The organism is Kitasatospora sp. NPDC089913 (assembly GCF_044748625.1).
GTDB lineage: Bacteria > Actinomycetota > Actinomycetes > Streptomycetales > Streptomycetaceae > Kitasatospora.
In genome coordinates this window covers 25,760-48,969 of sequence record NZ_JBIVGI010000001.1, presented here as the reverse complement: position 1 = coordinate 48,969, position 23,210 = coordinate 25,760, and the positions used below count along the sequence as shown (strand labels likewise).

The 23,210-nt window shown below is 72.2% G+C and carries 18 protein-coding genes and 2 tRNA genes; 6 read left to right on the top strand and 14 right to left on the bottom strand.

Annotated features, from left to right (window positions below):
• Positions 1 to 104: 104 nt before the first annotated feature.
• The 5 genes from clpX to ACIPYS_RS00200 form a co-directional block, all read right to left on the bottom strand.
• Positions 105 to 1,394, bottom strand: coding sequence for an ATP-dependent Clp protease ATP-binding subunit ClpX (gene clpX, locus ACIPYS_RS00220; RefSeq protein ID WP_030397392.1), 1,290 nt, complete (start codon positions 1,392 to 1,394; stop codon positions 105 to 107).
• Positions 1,395 to 1,760: 366 nt separating this feature from the next.
• A complete protein-coding gene (locus tag ACIPYS_RS00215) occupies positions 1,761 to 2,423 on the bottom strand; it encodes an ATP-dependent Clp protease proteolytic subunit (RefSeq protein ID WP_045941984.1) in 663 nt (220 codons plus the stop codon).
• A 57-nt stretch (positions 2,424 to 2,480) separates the two neighbouring features.
• On the bottom strand, positions 2,481 to 3,098 hold the full coding sequence (locus tag ACIPYS_RS00210; protein WP_376096046.1) for an ATP-dependent Clp protease proteolytic subunit: 618 nt from the start codon (positions 3,096 to 3,098) through the stop codon (positions 2,481 to 2,483).
• Between the two features lie 268 nt (positions 3,099 to 3,366).
• On the bottom strand, positions 3,367 to 4,764 hold the full coding sequence (gene tig / locus ACIPYS_RS00205) for a trigger factor (RefSeq protein ID WP_093862057.1): 1,398 nt from the start codon (positions 4,762 to 4,764) through the stop codon (positions 3,367 to 3,369).
• A gap of 477 nt (positions 4,765 to 5,241) precedes the next feature.
• Positions 5,242 to 5,315, bottom strand: a tRNA-Pro gene (locus ACIPYS_RS00200).
• Between the two features lie 144 nt (positions 5,316 to 5,459).
• On the opposite strand from ACIPYS_RS00200, the gene ACIPYS_RS00195 reads away from it, so the two are divergent.
• Positions 5,460 to 5,533, top strand: a tRNA-Gly gene (locus ACIPYS_RS00195).
• Between the two features lie 164 nt (positions 5,534 to 5,697).
• Here the strand turns inward: ACIPYS_RS00195 and ACIPYS_RS00190 are convergent.
• Positions 5,698 to 6,261 carry a hypothetical protein gene (locus ACIPYS_RS00190; RefSeq protein ID WP_093862056.1) on the bottom strand — a complete coding sequence of 188 codons (564 nt, stop codon included), beginning with the start codon at positions 6,259 to 6,261 and terminating at the stop codon, positions 5,698 to 5,700.
• A gap of 244 nt (positions 6,262 to 6,505) precedes the next feature.
• Here ACIPYS_RS00190 and ACIPYS_RS00185 point away from each other — a divergent pair, with 244 nt between their 5' ends.
• Positions 6,506 to 7,300, top strand: a complete 795-nt coding sequence (locus tag ACIPYS_RS00185; protein ID WP_400741343.1) for a DUF6348 family protein — start codon at positions 6,506 to 6,508, stop codon at positions 7,298 to 7,300.
• 36 nt (positions 7,301 to 7,336) lie between these two features.
• Here the strand turns inward: ACIPYS_RS00185 and ACIPYS_RS00180 are convergent, their stop codons facing one another.
• The 4 genes from ACIPYS_RS00180 to ACIPYS_RS00165 all read right to left on the bottom strand — a co-directional run bounded on the left by ACIPYS_RS00180 (position 7,337) and on the right by ACIPYS_RS00165 (position 10,840).
• On the bottom strand, positions 7,337 to 7,531 hold the full coding sequence (locus ACIPYS_RS00180) for a hypothetical protein (RefSeq protein ID WP_030397386.1): 195 nt from the start codon (positions 7,529 to 7,531) through the stop codon (positions 7,337 to 7,339).
• A gap of 520 nt (positions 7,532 to 8,051) precedes the next feature.
• Positions 8,052 to 9,194 carry a PP2C family protein-serine/threonine phosphatase gene (locus tag ACIPYS_RS00175; protein WP_093865126.1) on the bottom strand — a complete coding sequence of 381 codons (1,143 nt, stop codon included), beginning with the start codon at positions 9,192 to 9,194 and terminating at the stop codon, positions 8,052 to 8,054.
• A gap of 490 nt (positions 9,195 to 9,684) precedes the next feature.
• The gene (locus tag ACIPYS_RS00170; protein WP_093865125.1) at positions 9,685 to 10,176 is read right to left on the bottom strand and encodes a ribose-5-phosphate isomerase; all 492 of its coding nucleotides are present in this window, start codon (positions 10,174 to 10,176) and stop codon (positions 9,685 to 9,687) included.
• Positions 10,177 to 10,234: 58 nt separating this feature from the next.
• Entirely contained in the window at positions 10,235 to 10,840 is a 606-nt protein-coding gene (locus ACIPYS_RS00165) for a biotin transporter BioY (RefSeq protein ID WP_400741338.1), read from the bottom strand.
• Between the two features lie 336 nt (positions 10,841 to 11,176).
• Between ACIPYS_RS00165 and ACIPYS_RS00160 the strand changes: the two genes are divergently transcribed.
• Complete coding sequence (locus ACIPYS_RS00160) at positions 11,177 to 12,598, top strand: amino acid permease (protein WP_400741335.1); 1,422 nt, start codon at positions 11,177 to 11,179, stop codon at positions 12,596 to 12,598.
• A 150-nt stretch (positions 12,599 to 12,748) separates the two neighbouring features.
• Here the strand turns inward: ACIPYS_RS00160 and ACIPYS_RS00155 are convergent, their stop codons facing one another.
• Positions 12,749 to 13,408, bottom strand: coding sequence for a disulfide bond formation protein DsbA (locus ACIPYS_RS00155; RefSeq protein ID WP_400741333.1), 660 nt, complete (start codon positions 13,406 to 13,408; stop codon positions 12,749 to 12,751).
• 267 nt (positions 13,409 to 13,675) lie between these two features.
• Between ACIPYS_RS00155 and pepN the strand changes: the two genes are divergently transcribed.
• Complete coding sequence (pepN, locus tag ACIPYS_RS00150; RefSeq protein WP_400741330.1) at positions 13,676 to 16,240, top strand: aminopeptidase N; 2,565 nt, start codon at positions 13,676 to 13,678, stop codon at positions 16,238 to 16,240.
• A 107-nt stretch (positions 16,241 to 16,347) separates the two neighbouring features.
• Here the strand turns inward: pepN and ACIPYS_RS00145 are convergent, their stop codons facing one another.
• Both ACIPYS_RS00145 and acnA read right to left on the bottom strand, forming a co-directional pair.
• Positions 16,348 to 17,658 carry a glycoside hydrolase family 18 protein gene (locus ACIPYS_RS00145; protein ID WP_400741327.1) on the bottom strand — a complete coding sequence of 437 codons (1,311 nt, stop codon included), beginning with the start codon at positions 17,656 to 17,658 and terminating at the stop codon, positions 16,348 to 16,350.
• Positions 17,659 to 17,864: 206 nt separating this feature from the next.
• Positions 17,865 to 20,513 (bottom strand): aconitate hydratase AcnA, encoded by a 2,649-nt coding sequence (gene acnA, locus ACIPYS_RS00140; RefSeq protein WP_400741324.1) that lies wholly within the window; start codon positions 20,511 to 20,513, stop codon positions 17,865 to 17,867.
• A 454-nt stretch (positions 20,514 to 20,967) separates the two neighbouring features.
• Between acnA and ACIPYS_RS00135 the strand changes: the two genes are divergently transcribed.
• Both ACIPYS_RS00135 and ACIPYS_RS00130 read left to right on the top strand, forming a co-directional pair.
• Positions 20,968 to 21,375: a type II toxin-antitoxin system VapC family toxin gene (locus ACIPYS_RS00135; protein WP_400741321.1), complete on the top strand. Its 408-nt coding sequence runs from the start codon at positions 20,968 to 20,970 to the stop codon at positions 21,373 to 21,375.
• Positions 21,376 to 21,537: 162 nt separating this feature from the next.
• Positions 21,538 to 22,089, top strand: coding sequence for a superoxide dismutase family protein (locus ACIPYS_RS00130; RefSeq protein WP_400741318.1), 552 nt, complete (start codon positions 21,538 to 21,540; stop codon positions 22,087 to 22,089).
• Positions 22,090 to 22,184: 95 nt separating this feature from the next.
• On the opposite strand, the gene argF is transcribed toward ACIPYS_RS00130, so the two are convergent.
• The gene (argF, locus tag ACIPYS_RS00125; RefSeq protein WP_093862046.1) at positions 22,185 to 23,186 is read right to left on the bottom strand and encodes an ornithine carbamoyltransferase; all 1,002 of its coding nucleotides are present in this window, start codon (positions 23,184 to 23,186) and stop codon (positions 22,185 to 22,187) included.
• Between the last annotated feature and the right edge of the window lie 24 nt (positions 23,187 to 23,210).

Here is a 23,210-nt window from a genome sequence, read left to right as displayed (position 1 = left end):
CCCGGAAGGGCGCGCACGCCAGGGCCCCGGCGCCGCCGCGGGGCGGCACCGGGGCCCTGGTCCCGGCCCGGGTCCGCAGGACGGACCGGCGGGCCGGAGAGGTCTCAGGCGCTCTTGTCGCGCCGTTCCCGCTTGATCATGTCGCGCGGCACCAGGGTCGGGATGGCGTGCTTGGAGACGACGTCCCCGGTCACCACCACCCGGGCGACGTCCTGACGCGAGGGGACCTCGTACATCACGGACATCAGCACCTCCTCCATGATGGCCCGCAGACCGCGCGCGCCGGTGCCGCGCAGGATCGCCTGGTCCGCGATGGCCTCCAGCGCGTCCCGGGAGAACTCCAGCTCCACACCGTCGAGTTCGAAGAGCTTGCGGTACTGCTTGACCAGCGCGTTCTTCGGCTCGGTGAGGATCTGCAGCAGCGCCTCGCGGTCGAGGTTGTGCACGCTGGTGATCACCGGGAGACGGCCGATGAACTCGGGGATCATGCCGAACTTGACCAGGTCCTCCGGCATCACCTGACGGAAGTGGTCGCTGGCGTCCTGCTCCCGCTTCGAGCGGATGTTCGCCCCGAAGCCGATGCCCTTGGCGCCCGCGCGGCCCTCGATGATCCGCTCCAGGCCCGCGAACGCGCCACCCACGATGAACAGCACGTTGGTGGTGTCGATCTGGATGAACTCCTGGTGCGGGTGCTTGCGCCCGCCCTGCGGCGGCACCGAGGCGGTGGTGCCCTCCAGGATCTTCAGCAGCGCCTGCTGCACGCCCTCGCCGGAGACGTCCCGGGTGATCGACGGGTTCTCGCTCTTCCGGGCGACCTTGTCGATCTCGTCGATGTAGATGATCCCGGTCTCGGCCTTCTTGACGTCGTAGTCCGCCGCCTGGATCAGCTTGAGCAGGATGTTCTCGACGTCCTCGCCGACGTAGCCGGCCTCCGTCAGCGCGGTGGCGTCCGCGATCGCGAACGGCACGTTCAGCATCCGGGCCAGGGTCTGCGCCAGCAGCGTCTTGCCGGAACCGGTCGGACCGAGCAGCAGGATGTTGGACTTCGCCAGCTCGATGGCGTCCTCGCGGCCGTTCCCGCCGCTGCGCCCGGCCTCACCGGCCTGGACCCGCTTGTAGTGGTTGTAGACCGCCACCGACAGCGCCTTCTTGGCGAGGTCCTGGCCGACCACGTACTGGTCGAGGAACTCGTAGATCTCGCGGGGCTTCGGCAGCTCCTCGAAGCGCACCTCGGAGGTCTCGGCGAGCTCCTCCTCGATGATCTCGTTGCACAGGTCGATGCACTCGTCGCAGATGTACACGCCTGGGCCGGCGATCAGCTTCTTCACCTGCTTCTGCGACTTGCCGCAGAACGAGCACTTGAGCAGGTCGCCACCGTCTCCGATGCGTGCCACGAGGTGCTTCCCCTTCGCCAGGGGCCCCGCGGGGTTTCCGGGGCCTGGTGCTGTGGACCGACGACGCCGACGGCGATCGGTCTCGCTGTCCGACGGTACTCTGCCGAGCCGTCGATTCCGCCCTCTTCGCCGGGTCTGCCCTACGCCCTGGGCGAATTGATACCGAACAGATGCCGTCGGAGCAGTCACCGGTGTGCCGGGGGGGGGGGGGGGGGCGGGCCCCGCCCCCCCCCCCCCCCCCCCCCCCCCCCCCCCCCCCCCCCCCCCCCCCCCCGGGGGGGGGGGGGGGGGGGGCCCCCCCCCGGGCCCCCCCCCCCCCCCCCCGGCCCCCGCGGCCCGGGAACGGCGCCGCGGGGGGTGCTGGCCTCAGGAGGTCAGCGAGGCCTTGCGGGTCGAGATGACCAGGTCCACCAGACCGTACTCGACGGCCTCCTCGGCGGTGAGGATCTTGTCGCGCTCGATGTCGTCGCGAACCTCCTCGACCGACTTGTTGGAGTGCTTCGACAGCATCTCCTCCAGCTGCTCGCGCATCCGGAAGATCTCCCGGGCCTGGATCTCCAGGTCCGAGACCTGGCCGCGGCCGGTCTCGGTGTAGGGCTGGTGGATCAGGATGCGGGCGTTCGGCAGCGCCATCCGCTTGCCGGGGGTGCCCGCCGCCAGCAGCACGGCCGCCGCCGAGGCCGCCTGGCCCATGCAGACGGTGGTGATGTCGGGCTTGACGTACTGCATGGTGTCGTAGATGGCCGTCAGGGCCGTGAACGAGCCGCCGGGCGAGTTGATGTACATCTGGATCTCGCGGTCCGGGTCCATCGACTCCAGGCACAGCAGCTGCGCCATGATGTCGTTGGCCGAGACGTCGTCCACCTGGGAGCCGAGGAAGATGATGCGCTCCTCGAACAGCTTGGCGTACGGGTCGTACTCGCGGATGCCCTGGGAGGTGCGCTCGACGAAGCGGGGGACGATGTAGCGGCCCTCCGCTCGCATGTCCTCGACGCGGGCCTTGGCGGCCGACAGGCTGGGGATGTTCATGGGTGTTCTGGTCCTCCGGAGCGTTGTGGCTGTGGTCTCGTGGGCCCGGGGCGGGGCTCAGGCGCCGGTGCCGCCGCCGCCGGGGACGTCCGCGGCACTGTGCATGATCGCGTCGATCAGGCCGTACTCCAGGGCCTCCTCCGGGGTGAACCAGCGGTCACGGTCGGAGTCCTGGGTGATCTGCTCGAAGGACTGGCCGCTGTGGAAGGCGATCAGCTCGGACATCCGCTTCTTGGTGCGCAGCAGCTGCTCGGCCTGGATCCGGATGTCCGTGGCCGAACCGCCGAGACCGGCCGACGGCTGGTGCATCAGGATGTTGGCGTTCGGCAGCGAGAAGCGCTTGCCCTTGGCACCCGCGGTCAGCAGGAACTGACCCATCGAGGCCGCCATGCCCATCGCGATCGTGACGACGTCGTTCTTGATGTACTGCATGGTGTCGTAGATCGCCATGCCGGCCGAGATCGAGCCGCCCGGGGAGTTGATGTAGAGGAAGATGTCCTTGTCCGGGTCCGCGGCCAGCAGCAGCAGCTGAGCGGTGATCTTGTTGGCGATGTCGTCGTCGACCTGCTGACCGAGGAAGATGATCCGCTCGTTGAGCAGCCGGTTGTAGACCTGGTCGCCGAGGCCGCCGAGCACGTCACCAGCGGCGGCGTGCGGCGCCATCGGGCCGGGCATCTGCATCTGCGGGTACGTCACTTAGCCACCTGCTCAGTCGATTTGGACGGTCGCTCCACGGCCGTCACGGTGTCGCACAGCTTCCGGGTATCACGTCGTGATTGTTGCTGTCCATGGACCCTAACGCGCAGGCCGGGCCGCAGAATCCCTCACGCAGAACTGTTCGCTGTGAGCGCAGGGTTCGCGGCCGCAACGCAGCGGGCCCGGACGCCGTGCGGCGTCCGGGCCCGCTGTCGCGGCTCGGGTCGAGCGGGGACTACCGGGGCGATCAGGCCTCGGTCTTCTCCTCGGCCTCGGCCTCGGCGGCCGGGGCCTCGACGGTCTCGGCCGACTCGTCGGCCTCGTCGTCGTCGAAGTTGACCTCGTTGCCCTCGGTGTCGACGACCTTGGCGGCCTCGACCACGGTGGCCAGCGCCTTGCCGCGGGCGACCTCGCCGACCAGCAGCGGAACCTGGCCGCCCTGGACGACCTGCTGCGCGAACTGGTCCGGGGTGAGGCCCGAGCCGGCGGCACGACGGATGAGGTGCTCGGTCAGCTCCTCCTGGGAGACGTTGAGCTCCTCGTCGGCGACGATCTGGTCCAGGACGAACTGGGTCTTGATGCCCTTCTTCGCCTGCTCCTCGGTCTCCGCCAGGAACTCCTCCTCCGACTTGCCCTGGGTCTCCAGGTAGCTCGCCAGGGTGAGGCCCATCGGCTCCAGCTGGTGGTGCTCGAGGTTGTGCTTGCGGGTCTCGATCTCGTCCTTGAGGAGCTTCTCCGGGAACTCGATCTCGACCAGGCCGAGCAGCGCGTCCAGCACCTTCTCCTGGGCCTGGGTGGCCTGGTCGTACTCCTTCATGCGCTCGAGGCGCTTGCGGGAGTCGGCCTTCAGGTCCTCCAGGGTGTCGAACTCGCTCGCCAGCTGGGCGAACTCGTCGTCCAGCTCCGGCAGCTCCTTCTCCTGGACCGCGGTGACCTTGACGGTGACCTCGGAGGTCTGGCCGGCCTGGGTGCCGCCCTTGAGCTCGGTGGTGAAGGTCGCGGTGCCACCGGCCTCCAGGCCGACGACGGCCTCGTCGATGCCGTCGATCAGACGGCCCGAGCCGATCTCGTAGCTGACGCCGGACGCGGTGCCGTCCTCCGGCACCTCGCCGTCGACCTTGGCCTCGAGGTCGAGGACCACGGTGTCACCGGCGGCCGCGGCGCGCTCGACGTCCTTGACCGAGGAGAAGCGCTCGCGCAGCTGCTCCAGGGACTTGTCGATGTCCTCGTCCGAGACCACGATCGGGTCGACGGTGACCTCGATGGCCGAGAAGTCCGGGAGGGTGATCTCCGGACGGATGTCCACCTCGGCGGTGAACTTCAGGTCGCCGCCATCGGCGAGCTTCTCGACACCCTCGATGTTGGTGATGTCGGGCTGTCCGAGGACCTCGATCTTGCCCTCGTCGACGGCCTGCGTGTAGAAGCGCGGCAGGGCGTCGTTGACGGCCTCCTCCAGCACGGCACCACGGCCGAAGCGCTGGTCGATGACCCGGTTCGGGATCTTGCCCTTGCGGAAGCCCGGGACCGAGACCTGCTGGTTGATCTTCTTGTACGCCGCGTCGAGGCTGGGCTTGAGCTCCTCGAAGGGCACCTCGACGGTGAGTCGAACCCGGGTCGGGTTCAGAGTCTCGACGGCGCTCTTCACGGTTGGGTCTCCTATGGGGCTTGCGGTCGGGTTGCCTGCGCCCTCCCCGGACGGCCGGCCGGGGCCGGTTCGGTCGAGTCGGGCGAGACGGGCGATGGGCGGTTGGAGCTGCATCTCCCGTGGGGGGTGGACGGTGAGCGTGACTCCTCGCCCTCGTGCGGTCGGCCTGGGTTGACGCCACAGGGACTACCGCCAGCGCCCCATCCTACCGGTACCACGAAAGGCGGACGCCAGGGCGCCGCCGTCACCGCCCCCTCGGGGCCGTTCCGGGGCCTTTCCGGCCTGTTCGCGGGCGATCGGGGAGGCGGCGGCGCCCGGGAGCGGACGCCCGGAGTGTGGCGTGCGGCACTCTTTCCGGCGAACGCCGCGGAACAGCGCGGAACGCCGCGCCGCGGGAGGAGCGGGAGGACGGGAAGGGGCCGGCCCGGGCGCCAACGACAACAGGGCCCCGCCGTGGGCGAGACCCTGCGCACTCAGTCGGGGTGGCCGGATTCGAACCGACGGCCTTCCGCTCCCAAAGCGGACGCGCTACCAAACTGCGCCACACCCCGTGGTGCCGAGAGGAAGCGTACACGCCGGGCCCTGCCCGGTCGGCGAGATATTCCGGGGCTCTCACGGGAATGGGGTGTGCGCGCAGCCGACCGGACCAGGTACGCTGTTCCCGACCTTCCGTCCGGTGACGGCCGGGGGATCGCGCGGGCGTAGCTCAATGGTAGAGCCCTAGTCTTCCAAACTAGTCACGCGAGTTCGATTCTCGTCGCCCGCTCCACAGAACGGCCCCGAGGGATGCTGAGCATCCGTCGGGGCCGTTCGCGTGCCCGGGGCCGTGCGCCGGCGCTCCGGCTCCGTGCGGTGCGGGACCGGGCGGTGCGGGACCGGGCGCGACCGCACGGTGCGGTGCGGTGCGGTCCGGTGGGGGACGGCGCGGGACGCTCAGAGGCCGAGCCGGGCGGCGCGGGCGGCGGCCCGCTCCAGCAGCCGGTGCACGTCGGACTGGCGGGTGGAGGGCCGGTCGTTGAACTCGTCCGGGGAGCCGACCCGGCGGCCGGTGGCGTGCAGCACCTCCATCAGCTGGACCCGGGCGGTGCGGACGGTGGCCGGGGTGCCGTAGCCGTGCGCGAGCACCGCGGCCTGGGCGCCGAGCAGGCAGACCCGGCCGGCCCCGTCCCACATCGCGCCCTGCAGCCATCCGTGTGCCGTGATGTAGCGGGAGGCGAGGGCGAGGTGCTCGGCGGCGGTCACCGGTACGGGTCGGGCCGGGCGGCGCAGCACCCGGTCGAGCAGGGTGGCGCGGGGCGGGGCGTGGTCGGCGTACCAGGGCCGGAGCACCGAGCCGAACGGGCAGACGTACGACCCGCCGCGCGGCGGGAGGTAGGGCGCCGGGGTGCGCGCCGGGGCGGGCAGCGAGGCCAGGTACGCCTCGATCTCGGCGACCAGGCCGGAGGCGTCCGGGGTGAGCAGCGGCGCCGGCGGGGGTTTCGGGGCGGTGCGGGGCATGCGGCGTTCTCCAGGCGGTGCCAGTGGTGTCCGCTACCCAAAGTGGGGCATCAGTGACATTCCCGCGACCGGAGCGAGCGGTCCCCCGCCGCGGGCACCGCCGGGCCGGTCCGGCCCCGGCCGCGGCGTGCCCGGGCGGTTTCCCGGGGGGCCTCCGGGCCGATAGCCTCGGCGGCGTTCGAGAGCAGTTCGACGGGCAGACGACAGTTCGAGACGATTCGAAGCCCCGAGCCTAGGAGTCCCCGTGCGCCCGCAGGACCGACTGGCCGTCATACAGCGCTGCGTCGTCCGGGAGATGGCACGGCTCGGGCAGGTGTTCACCGCCGACGGGGAGGTGGTGCGCGGTCCCGGCACCACGGCGGTGGCGGTGCGCGAGCACCAGGACGGCGAGGGCCCCGGTCACGTCGACCTCGGCTGGGTGCTGGAGCTGGGCCGTGCGGACGCGCCGGTGGTGTGGGACTGCACGGCGGGCCTCGGCAAGACCGAGGAGGAGAAGCTCGTCAACGCGGTGCGGATGTGGGCGACCACCACGGCGAGCGCGCTGGTCGAGCTGCGGGAGGGCCGCGGCGCGCACGGCGACCACGCGGACCACCCCGAACTGCCGGGCTGGCACGCCGTCCAGGGCCCGGCGGCGGTGTTCGGGTTCGGGAACGAGCGGCTGGCCGCCTGGCTGGCCGGGAACCGGGTGGTGCCGGCGCTGGCGCCCGCGCTGCTGGCGGAGCTGTCCGGGCCGGGCGGGCGGCGGCCGCACGGGGTGAAGCTGTTCCTCGGCGGCCGCGCGGGGGACGACGTGGCCGAGGTCCGGGTCGACGGCGAGGTCAGCGAGGCGGCCTCGGCGGCGCTGCGCGCGCTGGACTGGCCGCGCGGCGAACGGCTCTGCTGGGCGCGGCTGTTCGTGCTGCTGACGGCCCACGCGGAGCCGTCGGCCCCGTCGGCGGCCGCCGGTGGGGCCGACCCGGCCCGGCCGGCGGCCGTGGCGGCGGCACGCCCGCAGGGCCTGTTCGCCCGGTGGCGGCAGGCGAGACGCGCGGACCGGTGAACGGTTCGCCGGCCGCGGAGGGCCGGCGGCCGCGGATCAGCTGGCGATGCCGGAGATGGACTTGGCGACCTGGCTCAGGAAGTCCTGGATCGGCTTGGCGGCCGTGCTCTGGTTGAGCATGAAGCCGAACAGGGCGGCCAGGATGAAGTGCCCGGTCTTGAGCTGCTTCTGGCGGATGAAGATGAAGCAGACGATGCCGAACAGGACCAGCGCGGAGACGGAGAGTGCCACCCGGACTCACTTCCTCGTTTCATAGCGGGGCGCCACCGGCTGACGACCCCTGTGAAGCCGGACCCCGGCCTGTCCGACGGTCCCGAGGCGGAACAGCAGTTCGTCCGGCACGTCGAAGCCGGAGGGAGGGCCGCCCGACACGGCCGCACGGTGTCCGTCGTGCCGCATGTGACGCCCCCCATCCCCCGAATCCTGAACAGTCCCGCCCGGACTCAGTGTGGTCGACCATGCCGATTGCGTAAAGGTCTGACTGTCTGTCGAACGCCGACATCCTGCGATGCGAGACGAGTTTCCGCCGACCGGGACGATAGTCGAGACATCCTGACGATTCGTCGGCGGGGTGCCGCTGAGCGGCCGGGAAACGTTCGGCGGACCTGACCGGAACCGGCAGGTCCGCTCCGCCTCCGGAGCGGAGGAATTGGCCGAAGATCAGCTCCGGGGCTTGACAGCAGCTGCCCTTGGCACGTGCCACCGGCCGGGGGTCCGGGGCCGCCGGTCCGGGCCGGGTCCGGTGCGCCGCTCAGTCGCGCCAGAGCAGCAGCACGGCGCGGTCGTCGTTGATGTCCCGGGCCACCGTCTCGATCAGCCGGGACGCCGAGCCACCGCCGGCTCCCGGCCCGCCGCCCGGCACCAGCCGGTCCGCCTCGCCCATCAGCCGGTCCATGCCCTCGGAGAGGTCCCGGCCGGGCGCCTCCACCATGCCGTCGGTGCACAGCATCAGGACGTCGCCGCGGTTCAGCCGGCCCCGCACGCCCTCGAACTTGGCGCCGTCGTAGATGCCCAGCGCCGGGCCCTCCAGGGCCTCCTTGGTCTCCCAGCGGCCCGCGCCCGCCAGCCGCTGCATCCCGGGCAGGTGCCCGGCCGAGAGCAGTTCGTACTCGCCGGTGTCCAGGTCCAGCACCAGGTGCACGGCCGTCGCGAAGCCCTCCTCCCAGGACTGCCGCAGCAGATAGCCGTTGGCGGCCGGGAGGAAGTCGTGCGCGGGCAGCGAGCCGAGCAGGCCGCCGAACGCGCCGGAGAGCAGCAGCGCCCGGGAGCCCGCGTCCATGCCCTTGCCGGACACGTCCGCGAGGACCACCTCCAGCACCCGCCGGCCCGGGCCGGTGCGGTCGGCGACCACGAAGTCGCCGGAGAAGGACTGCCCGCCGGCCGGGCGCAGCGCCATGTCGGCGTGCCATCCCTCCGGCAGCCGGGGCACCCGGCTCTGCACCCGCAGCCGCTCACGCAGGTCGAAGAGCATCGTCGAACCGCCCCACCAGGGCACGCCGACCCGGCTGCGGAACTGGGCCAGCAGCAGGCCGCCGACCCCGGCCGCGCCGACCACCAGGGCGGCGCCGGGGGTGACCCCGTAGGTGTAGGCCTCGGGATGGTCGCTGGCGACCCGCTGGCCGGTGTGGATGACCGACTCGGCGGACAGTCCGAGCGCGGCGAGCGCGTACAGCACCACCAGTGAGCCGGGGCGCAGCAGCAGGGCGGCCGCCAGGATCGGCAGGACCAGCGCGGTGGGCGGGGCCCAGGCGGGCCAGCGGACGTTGAGCACGATCAGCAGCGGCACCAGCAGGGACAGCGCGCAGAGCACCGGCCAGTCGGCGGCGCCGCCGCGGAACCAGTCGACGGCGGCGGTGCGCAGCCTTCGGCGGACCCGGCGGAGCCTCTTGCGCAACCGGGCCGTCACGGGGTCGGACGCCGGTGCGGCGCCGGGCCTCGTCGCAGTCGTCTGGGGCGGTGTGCCCGGCGGTCTGCCAGCCATGGGGACCGACCATATCCAGCGCTCCCGGTCGGCGTCGACGGCCGGGGCGGTGGCGGTGTCCGACCGGCGCGGGCCTGTCAGCGGGTTTCGGCCGATTGCGGCGGGCGCCGTCCGGAGCGTCAGGATGCGTACGGGCGCAGGGCGTACGAACCGCCCGGGCGGCGCACGCGGCCCGCGCGCGGGCGGTCGGACGGGGCGCGCGCCGCGGTACGCGCTGTGGCCGATCACACAGCGATCACACGGTGATCACACAGCTGCCGTCCAGCCGGCGTCCGGCCGGTTCCGGGCGCTCCGCGGGCCCCGCGAGTCCCCGCGGGCGGCCGGTACCGGGCCCCGGGAACGCGACGACCGGCCGCGCCGTCGGGGCGCGGCCGGTCGTGGGAGGCCGGTGCGGGCGGGAGGGTCAGCCCTCCTGCTGCGGGTGGTGGGCCGGGATCGGCGGGAGCTCGCCGGTGCTCTCGTACACGCTCAGCATGTCGATCCGGCGGGTGTGCCGCTCGTCGCCGCTGTACGGGGTGTTGAGGAAGATCTCGACGAACTTGGTCGCCTCCTCCTCGGTGTGCATCCGGCCGCCGATGGAGATCACGTTGGCGTTGTTGTGCTCGCGGCCGAGGGCGGCGGTCTGCTCGCTCCAGGCCAGCGCCGCACGAACGCCCTTGACCTTGTTGGCGGCGATCGCCTCGCCGTTGCCCGAGCCGCCGATCACGATGCCCAGCGACTGCGGGTCCGAGGCGGTGCGCTCGGCGGCCCGCAGGCAGAACGGCGGATAGTCGTCGAGGGCGTCGTAGATGTGCGGCCCGCAGTCGACCGGCTCGTGGCCGGCCTCCTTCAGCCACTCCACGAGGTGGTTCTTCAGTTCGTATCCGGCATGGTCGGAGCCCAGGTACACGCGCATGCCCATGAGTGTGGCATGCGCCCGGACCCGGGCTCCGCAGGGGGCCGGTGAGCCCCGGTCACGAGTCCCGGCGGCCGAGCAGCTTCCAGGCGAGCGGCAGGGCGCCGGCCGCGAGCGCGGCCTTCAGGGCGTCGCCGACCAGGTACGGGTAGAGGCCGAGCTCGGCGGCGCGGGACAGCGGCACGTCGAGCGCGAACGCCAGGTAGGGCACCCCCACCGCGTAGATGGCGAGGCTGCCGAGGACCACGGCGGCGGCGGTGCGCAGCGGCGAACGGTCGGCGCCGCGCCGGGCCAGGGCGCCGACCAGGCCGGCCGCCAGCACGAAGCCGATCACATAGCCGAACGAGGCCATCGCCCAGCCGGAGGCGGCCTCGGCGAACCACGGCAGGCCGGCCGCGCCGGCCAGCAGGTAGAGGCCGAGCGAGGCGACGCCGCGCCGGGCACCGAGCGCGGTGCCGACCAGCAGGGCGGCGAAGGTCTGGCCGGTCACCGGCACCGGCGAGCCGGGCACGTTCACCGACAGCTGGGCGGCGAGGCCGGTGAGCGCGGCGCCCCCGGCGACCAGGGCGAGGTCCCGGGCCTGGGCGCCGAGCCGGGTGCCGGCGGCGGGCAGCAGGTCGGCCAGGACGGCGCGACTGGGGACGGGGGTGCTGGCGGTGGCCATCGGGCTGCTCCTCGGCACGGTGCGGATCCGGACGGCCGCGGGGGCCGGCGAACGGAGTGAGTGATCACTCCGAACCTACGCGTCGATCACCCGGGGGACCGCCATGGATCCGGACAAACCCCCGGGGCCCGTCCTTGTCGGGTCCCGCCCCCGCCCGCCGCCCGCTCCAGGCCCGCCCGTGCCCACCTTTCGCCACCGAGTGCGACCGGGCGGGCGAGTAGAGTCATTGCAGGGTCCGCATTCTGGGCCCGAACCGGACATTCTTGGCACCGAAGGCCTCGTCCCCGGATATTGGGCAACTCGCACCGCATGTCGAACAGTCTGGATCCCACCCCCATGGCCCCCACCTCCGCGCCCCCGGCGCCCGGGACCACCACGCCCGCTCCCCCGGGCGGCGGCCAGCAGCTCTCCCACGGGCTCAAGCAGCGCCACCTCTCGATGATCGCGCTCGGCGGCGTCATCGGCGCCGGCCTCTTCGTCGGCTCCGGCGCGGGCATCGCGGCGGCCGGACCCGCCATCATCCTGGCCTTCGTGCTCTCCGGCCTGCTGGTCATGCTGATCATGCGGATGCTCGGCGAGATGTCTGCGGCCCGCCCCGCCTCCGGCTCCTTCTCCGTGCACGCCGAGAAGGAGATCGGCCCCTGGGCCGGCATCACCGCCGGCTGGATGTACTGGGTGATGCTCTGCTGCGGCGTCGCCGCCGAGGCCACCGCCGCCGGGAAGATCGTCAACGGCTGGGTCCCCGGGGTCTCCGCCTGGGTCTGGGTCGCCCTGTTCATGGTGTTCTTCTGCGCCAGCAACCTCACCGCGGTGAAGAACTTCGGCGAGTTCGAGTTCTGGTTCGCCACCGTCAAGGTCGCCGCGATCGTCGCCTTCCTGGTGCTCGGCGGACTCGGCCTGGCCGGGGTGCTCGGCCCCGGCGCCCCCGGCACCGCCAACCTCACCGGCCAGGGCGGCTTCCTGCCCAACGGCACCAGCGGACTGATCGTCGGCCTGCTCGCCTCCGTGTTCGCCTACGGCGGCCTGGAGACCGTGACCATCGCCGCCGCCGAGTCCGACGACCCCAAGCGCAACGTCGCCAACGCCGTGCGCACCGCGGTCTGGCGGATCGCGATCTTCTACATCGGCTCGATGGCGCTGGTCGTCACGCTGGTCTCCTGGAAGGACCCGGCGGTCGTCTCCGACGGCCCCTACGTCACCGTGCTGCGCCACCTCGGGGTGCCCGGCTCCGGGACGATCATGCAGGTGGTGGTGCTGATCGCGCTGCTGTCCGCGATGAACGCCAACATCTACGGCGCCTCCCGGATGGCGTACTCGCTGGTCGGCCGGGGCCAGGGCCCGCGCTCGCTCGCCAAGGTGAGCTCCGGCGTCCCCCGGCGGGCCGTGCTGGCCTCCTGCCTGTTCGGCTTCGCCGCCGTGCTGGCCTCCAAGTTCTGGCCCGACACCGTCTTCACCTGGCTGATGAACACCACCGGCGTCGCCATCCTGGTGGTCTGGCTGTTCATCTGCGTCGTCCAGCTGCGGATGCGCCGCCGGCTGGAGCGCGAGGCGCCCGAGCTGCTCACCGTGCGGATGTGGGGCTACCCGTACCTGACCTGGGTCGCGATGGCCGCCGTCGTCGGCATCCTGGCGCTGATGACCACCACCGAGGGCAACCGCGAGCAGCTGTACGCCGCCGGCGTGCTGGTCGCGCTGCTGGTCACCGCCGGGCTGGTGAAGCAGCGCCGCGACGCCGCCGCGGCCACCACCACCGGCTGACGGACCGGACGCCGCACGCGGGAGGGGCCCGGAACCAGCTGGTTCCGGGCCCCTCCCGCGTGTGCGACGGCCGTGCGCGACGGCCGCGGCCGTGTGCTGCGTCCGGCGGCCGTGTGCTGCCGCCGTGTGCGGCGGCCGCCCGGGCGGGTCCTACTCGAAGGACGGGCTCGCGGTGCGGGTCCGCTTGAGCTCGTAGAAGCCCGGGGTGGAGGCCACCAGCAGCGTGCCGTCCCACAGCCGGGCCGCGGCCTCGCCGCGCGGGGTCGGGGTCACCACCGGGCCGAAGAACGCGACCCGGTCGCCGTCCGCGCCCTCGACCGCGATCACCGGGGTGCCGACGTCCTCGCCGACCAGGGTGATGCCCTCCTTGTGCGAGAGCCGCAGGGCCTCGTCGTGGGCGTCGGTACCGGCCGCGTCGGCCAGCTCCACCGGCAGACCGGCCGCGGCCAGCGCCGCCTCGATCGTCTCCCGGTTCTGCGGCAGACCCTGGTTGTGGAAGCGGGTGCCCAGCTCGGTGTACAGCCGACCCAGCACCTCGTCGCCGTGCTTCTCCGCCGCGGCGATGCACACCCGCACCGCGCCCCAGGCGTTGTCCAGCAGCTCCCGGTAGTTCGCCGGCAGGTCGCGGTGCTCGTTCAGCACCGACAGGCTCATGACGTGCCAGTTCACGTCCACCGGACGGAGCTGCTGGACCTCGATCAGCCAGCGGGAGCTCATCCACGCCCAGGGACAGGCCGGGTCGAACCAGAAGTCGGCGGTCCTGCGCCCGGTGGCGGTGGAACCGGCAGTGGAATCAGCGGCAGTCGTCACGGCTGTCGTCCTTCGAGAGTCGTCCGGGAGTCGTCCGGGAAAGAGCGGCGGGAAAGAGCGGCGGGGCCGGGCCGCGCGGACCCGCGCGACCGCCCCGTCACCCCCCAACACCCGGACCCGGCCGGTGATTCCGGACCGCCCCGACGCGATGTGCAATGGTACCGGCGCGGGGGGCGTGAAAGGATGCTCCCGCAGCGTCACAGAGCGCCGCGCCAGTGCACCAGCGAAGACCGCACCACCGTGCGAGCCGGACAAAGGAGTACAGCCGTGCCGGGCAAGAACCTGAGCCGCGACGAAGCCCAGCAGCGGGCCAGCATCCTCACCGTGGACAGCTACCGGGTCCGGCTCGACCTGACCTCGGCCCCCGATCCGGCGGCCGCGACCTTCCGGTCCACCACCACCGTCGCCTTCCGCTGCGCCGAGCCGGGCGCCTCGACCTTCGTCGACCTGCTCGCCCCCGCGGTCCGCGCCGTCACCCTGAACGGCCGCGCCCTCGACCCGGCCACCGCCTACGACGGAGCCCGGGTGCACCTCGACGGCCTGGCCGGCGAGAACGTGCTCACGGTCGAGGCCGACTGCGCCTACAGCCGCACCGGCGAGGGCCTGCACCGCTTCACCGACCCGGTCGACGGCGAGACCTACCTCTACACCCACTACGAGCCGGCCGACGCCCGCCGGGTCTTCGCCACCTTCGAACAGCCCGACCTGAAGGCGCCCTTCACCTTCACCGTCACCGCGCCGGCCGCCTGGGACGTCCGCTCCAACGCCGCGCACGAGGCCGTCGCCGAGGACGGCGACGCCCGCACCTGGGAGTTCGCGCCGACGAAGCCGATCTCCACCTACCTCACCGCCGTCGTGGCCGGCCCGTACCACGTGGTGCGCGACCACTACAGCCGCACCCTCGCCGACGGCACCGTGCTCGACATCCCGCTCGCCGCGCTCTGCCGCAGGTCGCTCGCCCCGTACTTCGACGCCGACGAGATCCTCGGCGTCACCAAGCTCGGACTCGACTTCTTCCACGAGAAGTTCGACTACCCGTACCCCTTCGGCAAGTACGACCAGGCCTTTGTGCCCGAGTACAACATCGGCGCGATGGAGAACCCCGGCTGCGTCACCTTCCGCGAGGAGTTCGTCTTCCGCTCGAAGGTCACCGACGCCGCCTACGAGGCCCGCGCCAACGTCGTCCTGCACGAGATGGCGCACATGTGGTTCGGCGACCTGGTCACCATGCGCTGGTGGGACGACCTGTGGCTGAAGGAGTCCTTCGCCGACTTCATGGGCTCCTACGGGCTGGTCGGCGCCGGCACCCGCTACCAGGCCGCCTGGGTCACCTTCGCCAACCAGCGCAAGGCCTGGGCCTACCGGCAGGACCAGTTCCCCACCACCCACCCGATCACGGCGGACATCCGGGACCTCGAGGACGCCAAGCTCAACTTCGACGGCATCACCTACGCCAAGGGCGCCTCGGTGCTCAAGCAGCTCGTGGCGTACGCCGGCGCCGACGCCTTCTTCGAGGGCGCCCGCCGCTACTTCCGGCGGCACGCCTTCGGCAACACCGAACTCGCCGACCTGCTGGACATCCTGGAGGAGACCAGCGGCCGCGACCTCAAGTCCTGGGCCGCCGCCTGGCTGCAGACCGCAGGCGTCAACACCCTCACCCCCCAGCTCACCGTCGACGCCGAGGGCCGGATCACCGAACTCGCCGTGCTCCAGGACGGCGACGTCCAGCGCCCGCACCGGATCGCCGTCGGCCTCTACGACCGCGACGCCGACGGCGCGCTGGTGCGCACCGAGCGCTTCGAGCTGGACGTCACCGGCGCCCGCACCGTCGTCGACGGCGCCGCCGGCCGGACCCGGCCCGCGCTCGTCCTGCTCAACGACGACGACCTGACGTACTGCAAGATCCGCTTCGACGAGGAGTCGCTGGAGACCCTGCGTGCGGGGCTCGGCGACATCAAGGACGACCTGGCCCGCGCACTCGCCTGGTCCGCCGTCTGGAACCTCACCCGGGACGCCCTGATGCCGGCCCGCGACTACGTCGCGCTGGTCCTGCGGTTCGGCGGCCAGGAGGCCAACATCGGCGTCCTGCAGTCGCTGCACGCCCAGGCCAGGACCGCCGTCGACCTCTACGCCGACCCCGCCTGGCGCGGCGAGGGCGGCCGGCTGCTCGCCGACAGCGCGCTGCGCGAACTGCGCGCCGCCGCGCCCGGCAGCGACCACCAGCTGGCCTGGGCGCGGTTCCTCGCCCAGACCGCCAACGGCTCCGAGCACCTCAGCCTGGTCCGCGGCCTGCTGGCCGGCACCGCCCGGATCGACGGCCTGGAGGTCGACCAGGAGCTGCGCTGGGCGCTGTGGCTGACCCTGGCCGCGGCCGGGCAGGCCGGCGAGGAGGAGCTGGCCGCGGAGTTCGCCGCCGACAACACCGCGAGCGGCCGCCGCCAGCACACCCAGTGCCTGGCCGCCCGGCCGACCCCGGAGGCCAAGGCCGCCGCCTGGTCCGCCGTGATCGACTCCGACGAACTGCCCAACGCGCTGGTCGAGGCCAACATCGCCGGCTTCGCGGTGCCCGCCCACCGCGACCTGACCACCCTCTACGCGGCCCCCTACTTCAAGCTGCTGGAGCGGGTCTGGGCCGAGCGGACCATCGAGATCGCGATGCGGATCGTCGGCGGCTTCTTCCCGCAGGCGCAGGTCGACGAGGCCACGCTGGCCGAGACCGACGTCTGGCTGACCGGCCACCCGGACGCGGCGCCCGCGCTGCGCCGGCTGGTGCTGGAGCGCCGGGACGACCTGGCCCGGGCGCTGCGGGCGCAGGCCTGCGACCGGGGCTGAGAGACCGGCCCGGGGCCGAGAAACGGGACCGGGGCCTAGAAACGGGACCGGGGCCCGCCGCGAGCTGTCGCGGCGGGCCCCGGTCGTACCGGCGCACCGGCGCCGGATCACTTGCCGCGCAGCCCCTTGTCCAGGGCGGCGATCCCGCTGCCCCGCGCGTCGTCGCCGTCCAGCGACCAGACCATCACGCCGCCCAGGTCGTTCCAGCGGGCGTAGCGGGCCTTCTCGGTGAGCACCGCGGCCGAGTCGAAGCTGTAGAAGGTGGTGCCGTCGTACTTCCAGGACGCGCCGTGGTCGCGGTCCACGTAGGTCCGGCCGGGCAGCGCGTTGATCTCCTTGTAGGAGAGGTCCGGCACCGTACCGGTGGCCTTCTGGTACAGGCCGCCCCGGTTCCCGGCCGGCACACCGGTCCAGCCGTGGCCGTAGAACGGCGCGCCGAGCACGGTCTGCCGCGAAGGCAGGCCGCGCTCGGCGTAGTGGACGACGGCCTTGTCCGCGCTGCGCTGCCGCGCGTCCGGGTCGGTCGGGTCGGAGTAGAGGTTGGCCTGGTGGTTGGCCGGGCCCTTGCCCTCCCACGGACCGTGCAGGTCGTAGGTCATCAGGTTGAGCCAGTCGACCGACTTCGCGACCTCGGGCAGCTCCAGCCGGTCGGCGACGGTCTCGTTGGCGGCGACGGCGGCGGTCAGCAGGTAGTGCTTGCCCTTGCGGCCGCCCAGGGCGTCCAGCTGCCGTCGGAACTCGGCCACCAGCAGGGTGAAGTTGTGCCCGTCCTCGGGGCGGACCACGTTGCCCGCGTCACCGCCGCCGCCCGGGTACTCCCAGTCGAGGTCGATGCCGTCGAAGACCCCGGCGGCCGCGCCGGGGCCGCCCTCCGGGGAGCCGGCGAGCTGTGGCAGGTCGCCCCTGAGGTAGAGGTCGAGGCAGGAGGAGACGAACTTCCTGCGGGCCTCGTCGGTGGCGGCGGCGTCCGAGAAGTACTTGGACCAGCTCCAGCCGCCCAGCGAGATCACCGTCCTGAGCCGGGGGTTCTTCGCCTTCAGCTTGCGCAGTTGGTTGAAATGGCCCTTGAGCCGCTGGCCGGGGGCGTCGGCGACGCCGTCCACCGAGTCGGCGGCGGAGAACGCCCGCTGGTAGTCGTTGTGGGCGTCGCCCTGGCCTGCGTCGTCGGTCTCGAAGCAGGTGCCGTCGGCGGAGACGTTGCCGAAGGCGTAGTTGATCACGGTGAGTCGGCCGGCCTGCCCCGTCTCCTGGACGCGCTTCGCGGAGCTGTCCGCGCCCCACTGGGTGAAGTAGCCGACCCGCTGGCCCTCCAGCTTCGGGCCGTGGAGGGCCTCGGCGGCGGTCGCGGTGGCGGTGGTGGTGGTCAGCAGTGCGGCGACGGTGGCGGCGGCGAGCATGGCGGAGGCACGTGTGGGCATACCTGACCTGTCCTCTGAGGCATCGTCAAATGGTCTGGACCAGAATGACAAAGAGGTTTAGTCCATTGCGCCCGGGCCGCACAAGGGGACGGATCCGGACGGTGCAGCATGCAAAAAGACGCGCGCGAAAAGGGCGCACGCAAGAGGGGCCGGGCCGCGCGAACGCGGTCCGGCCCCTCTCAGGGTGTGCGGGTGCTGCCGGGTGGTCAGCCGTTGATCAGGCTGCGCAGCACGTACTGCAGGATGCCGCCGTTGCGGTAGTAGTCCGCCTCACCGGGGGTGTCGATGCGGACGACCGCGTCGAACTCCTTGTCACCGGCGACGACCCGGACGGTCTTCGGGGTGCGGCCCTCGTTGAGCTCGGTCACGCCGGTGAAGGAGAAGGTCTCCTCGCCGGTCAGGCCGAGGGAGTCGGCGTTCTCGCCCTCCGGGAACTGCAGCGGGAGGACGCCCATGCCGATCAGGTTCGAGCGGTGGATGCGCTCGTAGGACTCGGCGATGACGGCCTTGACGCCGAGCAGCGCGGTGCCCTTGGCGGCCCAGTCGCGGGACGAGCCGGAGCCGTACTCCTTGCCGGCCAGGACGACCAGCGGGGTGCCGGCGGCCTGGTAGTTCTGCGAGGCGTCGTAGATGAACGACACCGGCGCGTCGGCCTGGGTGAAGTCGCGGGTGTAGCCGCCCTCGGTGCCCGGCGCGATCTGGTTGCGCAGGCGGATGTTGGCGAAGGTGCCGCGGATCATGACCTCGTGGTTCCCGCGGCGCGAGCCGTAGGAGTTGAAGTCGCGCTTCTCGACACCGTTGGCGGTCAGGTACTGCGCCGCCGGGGTGCCCGGCTTGATGTTGCCGGCCGGGGAGATGTGGTCGGTGGTGACCGAGTCGCCCAGCTTGGCCAGGACGCGGGCGCCGGCGATGTCGTTCACCGGGCTCGGGGTCTTGGCCATGCCCTCGAAGTACGGGGGCTTGCGGACGTAGGTGGACTCGGCGTCCCACTCGAAGGTGTTGCCGGTCGGGACCGGGAGCGACTGCCAGCGGTGGTCGCCGGCGAAGACGTCCTGGTAGCCCTTGTCGAACATGGCCTCGTCGATGGAGCCGGCGACGGTGTCGGCGACCTCCTGCTCGGACGGCCAGATGTCGGCGAGGAAGACGTCGTTGCCGTCGGCGTCCTGGCCCAGGGCGTCACGGGTGATGTCGATGTTCATGTTGCCGGCGAGGGCGTAGGCGACCACCAGCGGCGGGGAGGCCAGGTAGTTCATCTTGACGTCCGGGTTGATCCGGCCCTCGAAGTTGCGGTTGCCGGAGAGCACCGAGACGACCGCGAGGTCGGACTCGTTGACGGCGGCCGAGACCTCCTCGGGCAGCGGGCCCGAGTTGCCGATGCAGGTGACGCAGCCGTAGCCGACCAGGTTGAAGCCCAGCTTCTCCATGTACGGGAGCAGGCCGGCCTTCTCGTAGTAGTCCATGACGACCTTGGAGCCCGGCGCCAGGGTGGTCTTGACCCAGGGCTTGACCGTCAGGCCCTTCTCCACGGCCTTCTTCGCCAGCAGGGCGGCGCCCAGCATGACGGAGGGGTTGGAGGTGTTGGTGCAGGAGGTGATCGAGGCGATCACGACCGCGCCGTTGTCGATCTCGTAGGTCGAGCCGTCGGGGGCGGTGACGGCGGTCGGCTTCGAGGCCTCGGCGGAGTAGGTCGGCAGCGCCTCGGCGAACTTCGCGGCGGCCTCGGCCAGGACCACGCGGTCCTGCGGGCGCTTCGGGCCGGAGATCGACGGGACGACGGTGGAGACGTCCAGCTCGAGGTACTCGGAGTAGACCGGCTCGACCGACGGGTCGTGCCAGAGGCCCTGCTCCTTGGCGTACGCCTCGACCAGGGCGAGCTGCTGCGCGTCGCGGCCGGTGAGCTTCAGGTAGTTGATGGTCTCGGCGTCGATCGGGAAGATCGCGCAGGTCGAACCGAACTCCGGCGACATGTTGCCGATGGTGGCGCGGTTGGCCAGCGGGATCGAGCCGATGCCGTCGCCGTAGAACTCGACGAACTTGCCGACCACACCGTGCTTGCGCAGCATCTCGGTGATGGTGAGCACCAGGTCGGTGGCGGTGGTGCCGGCCGGCAGCTCGCCGGTCAGCTTGAAGCCGACGACGCGCGGGATCAGCATGGAGACCGGCTGGCCGAGCATCGCGGCCTCGGCCTCGATGCCGCCGACGCCCCAGCCCAGCACGCCCAGGCCGTTGACCATGGTGGTGTGCGAGTCGGTGCCGACGCAGGTGTCCGGGTAGGCCTGGCCGCCGCGGACCATGACGGTGCGGGCCAGGTGCTCGATGTTCACCTGGTGGACGATGCCGGTGCCCGGCGGGACGACCTTGAACTCGTCGAAGGCGGTCTGGCCCCAGCGCAGGAACTGGTAGCGCTCCTTGTTGCGGCCGTACTCGATCTCGACGTTCTGGACGAAGGCGTCCGGGGTGCCGAACTTGTCCGCGATGACGGAGTGGTCGATGACCAGCTCGGCCGGGGCCAGCGGGTTGATCTTGGCCGGGTCGCCGCCCAGCTCCTTGACGGCCTCACGCATGGTGGCGAGGTCGACCACGCACGGCACGCCGGTGAAGTCCTGCATGATCACGCGGGCCGGCGTGAACTGGATCTCCTGGCTCGGCTGGGCGTCGGCGTCCCAGTTGCCGAGGGCCCGGATGTGGCCGGCGGTGATGTTGGCGCCGTCCTCGGTGCGGAGCAGGTTCTCCAGCAGCACCTTGAGGCTGTAGGGCAGCCGCTCGGACCCCTCGACGGCGGAGAGCTTGAAGATCTCGTACGACTCGTCGCCCACCTGCAGCGAGCTGCGGGCGTCGAAGCTGTTCGCGGACACGACTGACTCCTTCTAGGTGCTTCGTGCGGTATCCGGCCGCCACGGTGGTAAGGTCAGCCTTACTTAGGCTTACCTTGCCCGCACCGCCGGTGAGCGCCTCTCGGCAAGTATCTTGATGTCGAGATATATCTTAAGGCGGAGTTATCTCGATGTCGAGATAAACCATAGTGCATGGCGCCGCGTCCGCCACGTCGGCACCACGTCCAGCCTGCCCCCTCCGCCCGGACGCACGCCACGCGCCCCCGGGTACCACGGGCACGGGAGGCGTGGACCCGCGCCGTGCGCGGTGGTGCGGGTGGCGGCGCGTCCGGCGGTGCGGCGGTGGTGTGCGCGGTGGTGCGGGTGGCGGTGCGAGTACCACCGGGCCTGCCACGGCGCCCGGGCCGCGACCCGTCCCGAACGCCCCGGTAGCGTGGCCGGTGACCGACACGCCGAACGGGCCGGGGGCCGACAGATGATCGTGGTGGACGCGTCCGCGCTGGTGCTCGCGCTGGCCGACGAGGGAGAGCGCGGCACCGCCGCCCGCGCCGAACTGGCCGCGGACGGGGAGTGGGTCGCGCCCGAGCACGTCGTCGTCGAGGTGATGCAGTCCCTGCGCGGCCTCTACCTGGCCCGCGAACTCGACGCCGAACGGGTCGGCGAACTCGCCGCCGAACTGCCCCGACTGGCGATCCGCAAGGTCCCGGTCGAGCCGCTGCTCGGGCGGATCTGGGAGCTCAAGGACAACCTCACCCCCGACGACGCCGCGTACGTGGCGGTGGCGGAGCTGTTCGGCGCACCACTGGTCACGGCCGACCTGCGGCTGATGCGGGCCAGCGGGCCCCGGTGCGCGATCCGGGGGATCGGCCGGTCCGGCGACTAGCGCGGGCAGGCCGTTCGCGCGAGGCGGGCGCGGTCGGCTGTTCGCGCGGGGCAGGTGGGGCGGGCGGGCGTGTCCGGGGTGCCCGCCGGGCCGTTGAACGGGATGTCAGGTCCGCCGCACCCCGACCAGGGTGTGCGCGCCCCCACCCGAAGAGGTCCGCCGATGTCCGCTCCGCTCGCCGCCGCCCTGCTCCCGCTCGCCCTTCTGGCCCCCGCCGCCTCGCCGGTCGCGGTCACCGAGGCCGACTTCGACCCGGCCACCGCCTTCCTCCCGCCGACCGCGATCAGCCACGCGCCGGACCTGGTGCCGTTCGGCTCGCACGTGCGGGTGATCGTCGACCGCTCGGTGCCCGGCCGCACGATCCTCACCATGAGCGTGTCCGGGGTCGCCGCCGACCACGAGTTCCCGGTGCACCTGCACACCGGCCGCTGCGGGGCCGACCCGGCCGCGTCCGGCCCGCACTACCAGGACGTGGTGGACCCGGTCAGTCCGTCCACCGACCCCGCCTACGCCAACGACCGCAACGAGCTGCGGCTCGCCCTGCACACCGACGAGCGGGGCGACGGCACCGCCGCCACCTCGGTGGCCTGGCGGCCCCGGGCGGGCGAGGCCCGCTCCCTGGTCCTGCACGCGGGCACTCCGGCCGGCGCCCACACCGCCGCCGAGCGGGCCGCCTGCGTGAACCTCGAGGGCCTGGACGGCGAGGCGCTGTAGCCGGGGCGCCGGGACCGGGGGCTGCAGCCGGGGCCGTAGCCGGGGCCCGCCCTCGGCAGTCCGGGAGCGGCCCTCGGCCGTCCGGAGGGGATGCGTCAGCTGCCGAGGGTCGCGACGAGCACGGCCTTGATGGTGTGCAACCGGTTCTCGGCCTGGTCGAAGACCACGGAGTGCGCCGACTCGAACAGTTCGTCGGTGCACTCCAGCTCGGCCATGCCGGTCTCCTCGAACAGCTGCCGGCCGAGCACCGTGCCGAGGTCGTGGAAGGCCGGCAGGCAGTGCAGGAACTTCACCTGCGGATTGCCGGTCGCCCGCACCGTCTCCATCGACACCTGGTACGGCCGGAGCAGCGCGATCCGCTCGGCCCAGACCTCCTTGGGCTCGCCCATGGAGACCCATACGTCCGTGTAGAGGAAGTCGGCGCCGGCGACGCCCTCCGCGACGTCCTCGGTGAGGGTGATCCGGGCCCCGGTGTCCCCGGCCAGCGACTCCGCGGCCTTGCGCACCTCCTCGTCCGGCCACAGCGCGCGCGGCGCGACGATCCGGATGTCCATGCCGAGCAGCGCGCCGGTCACCAGCAGCGAGTTGCCCATGTTCGAACGGGCGTCGCCGAGGTAGGCGAGCGTCACCTCGGTGAGCGGCTTGGCGGTGTGCTCGGTGACCGTGAGCACGTCGGCCAGCATCTGGGTCGGGTGCCACTCGTCGGTGAGGCCGTTCCAGACCGGTACCCCCGCATTCGCGGCCAGCTCCTCGACCACCTCCTGCCCGTGCCCCCGGTACTCGATGCCGTCGAACATCCGGCCGAGCACCCGGGCGGTGTCCTTGATCGACTCCTTGTGCCCGATCTGCGAACCGGCCGGGTCCAGGTAGGTGGTGGTGGCGCCCTGGTCGTGCGCGGCCACCTCGAAGGCGCAGCGGGTCCGGGTGGAGGTCTTCTCGAAGATCAGCGCGATGTTCTTGCCGCGCAGCCGGGGCTGCTCGGTGCCCGCGTACTTCGCCGCCTTGAGGGTGGCTGCGAGGTCCACCAGGAAGCGGAACTCCTGGGGGCTGAAGTCGAGCTCCTTGAGGAAGTGTCTGTTCCGGAGGTTGTACGCCATGCCGGGCTCCTGTGATGACGGTGA

What these genes read in the sequence shown, in the direction of transcription:
- ACIPYS_RS00130 (WP_400741318.1), top strand. Translation starts at nt 21,538, where the DNA reads ATGTCCGCTCCGCTCGCCGCCGCCCTGCTCCCGCTCGCCCTTCTGGCC.
- ACIPYS_RS00215 (WP_045941984.1), bottom strand. Translation starts at nt 2,423, where the DNA reads ATGAACATCCCCAGCCTGTCGGCCGCCAAGGCCCGCGTCGAGGACATG.
- ACIPYS_RS00145 (WP_400741327.1), bottom strand. Translation starts at nt 17,658, where the DNA reads ATGCCCACACGTGCCTCCGCCATGCTCGCCGCCGCCACCGTCGCCGCA.
- ACIPYS_RS00135 (WP_400741321.1), top strand. Translation starts at nt 20,968, where the DNA reads ATGATCGTGGTGGACGCGTCCGCGCTGGTGCTCGCGCTGGCCGACGAG.
- ACIPYS_RS00160 (WP_400741335.1), top strand. Translation starts at nt 11,177, where the DNA reads ATGGCCCCCACCTCCGCGCCCCCGGCGCCCGGGACCACCACGCCCGCT.
- ACIPYS_RS00170 (WP_093865125.1), bottom strand. Translation starts at nt 10,176, where the DNA reads ATGCGCGTGTACCTGGGCTCCGACCATGCCGGATACGAACTGAAGAAC.
- ACIPYS_RS00165 (WP_400741338.1), bottom strand. Translation starts at nt 10,840, where the DNA reads ATGGCCACCGCCAGCACCCCCGTCCCCAGTCGCGCCGTCCTGGCCGAC.
- ACIPYS_RS00210 (WP_376096046.1), bottom strand. Translation starts at nt 3,098, where the DNA reads ATGCCCGGCCCGATGGCGCCGCACGCCGCCGCTGGTGACGTGCTCGGC.
- argF (WP_093862046.1), bottom strand. Translation starts at nt 23,186, where the DNA reads ATGGCGTACAACCTCCGGAACAGACACTTCCTCAAGGAGCTCGACTTC.
- ACIPYS_RS00190 (WP_093862056.1), bottom strand. Translation starts at nt 6,261, where the DNA reads ATGCCCCGCACCGCCCCGAAACCCCCGCCGGCGCCGCTGCTCACCCCG.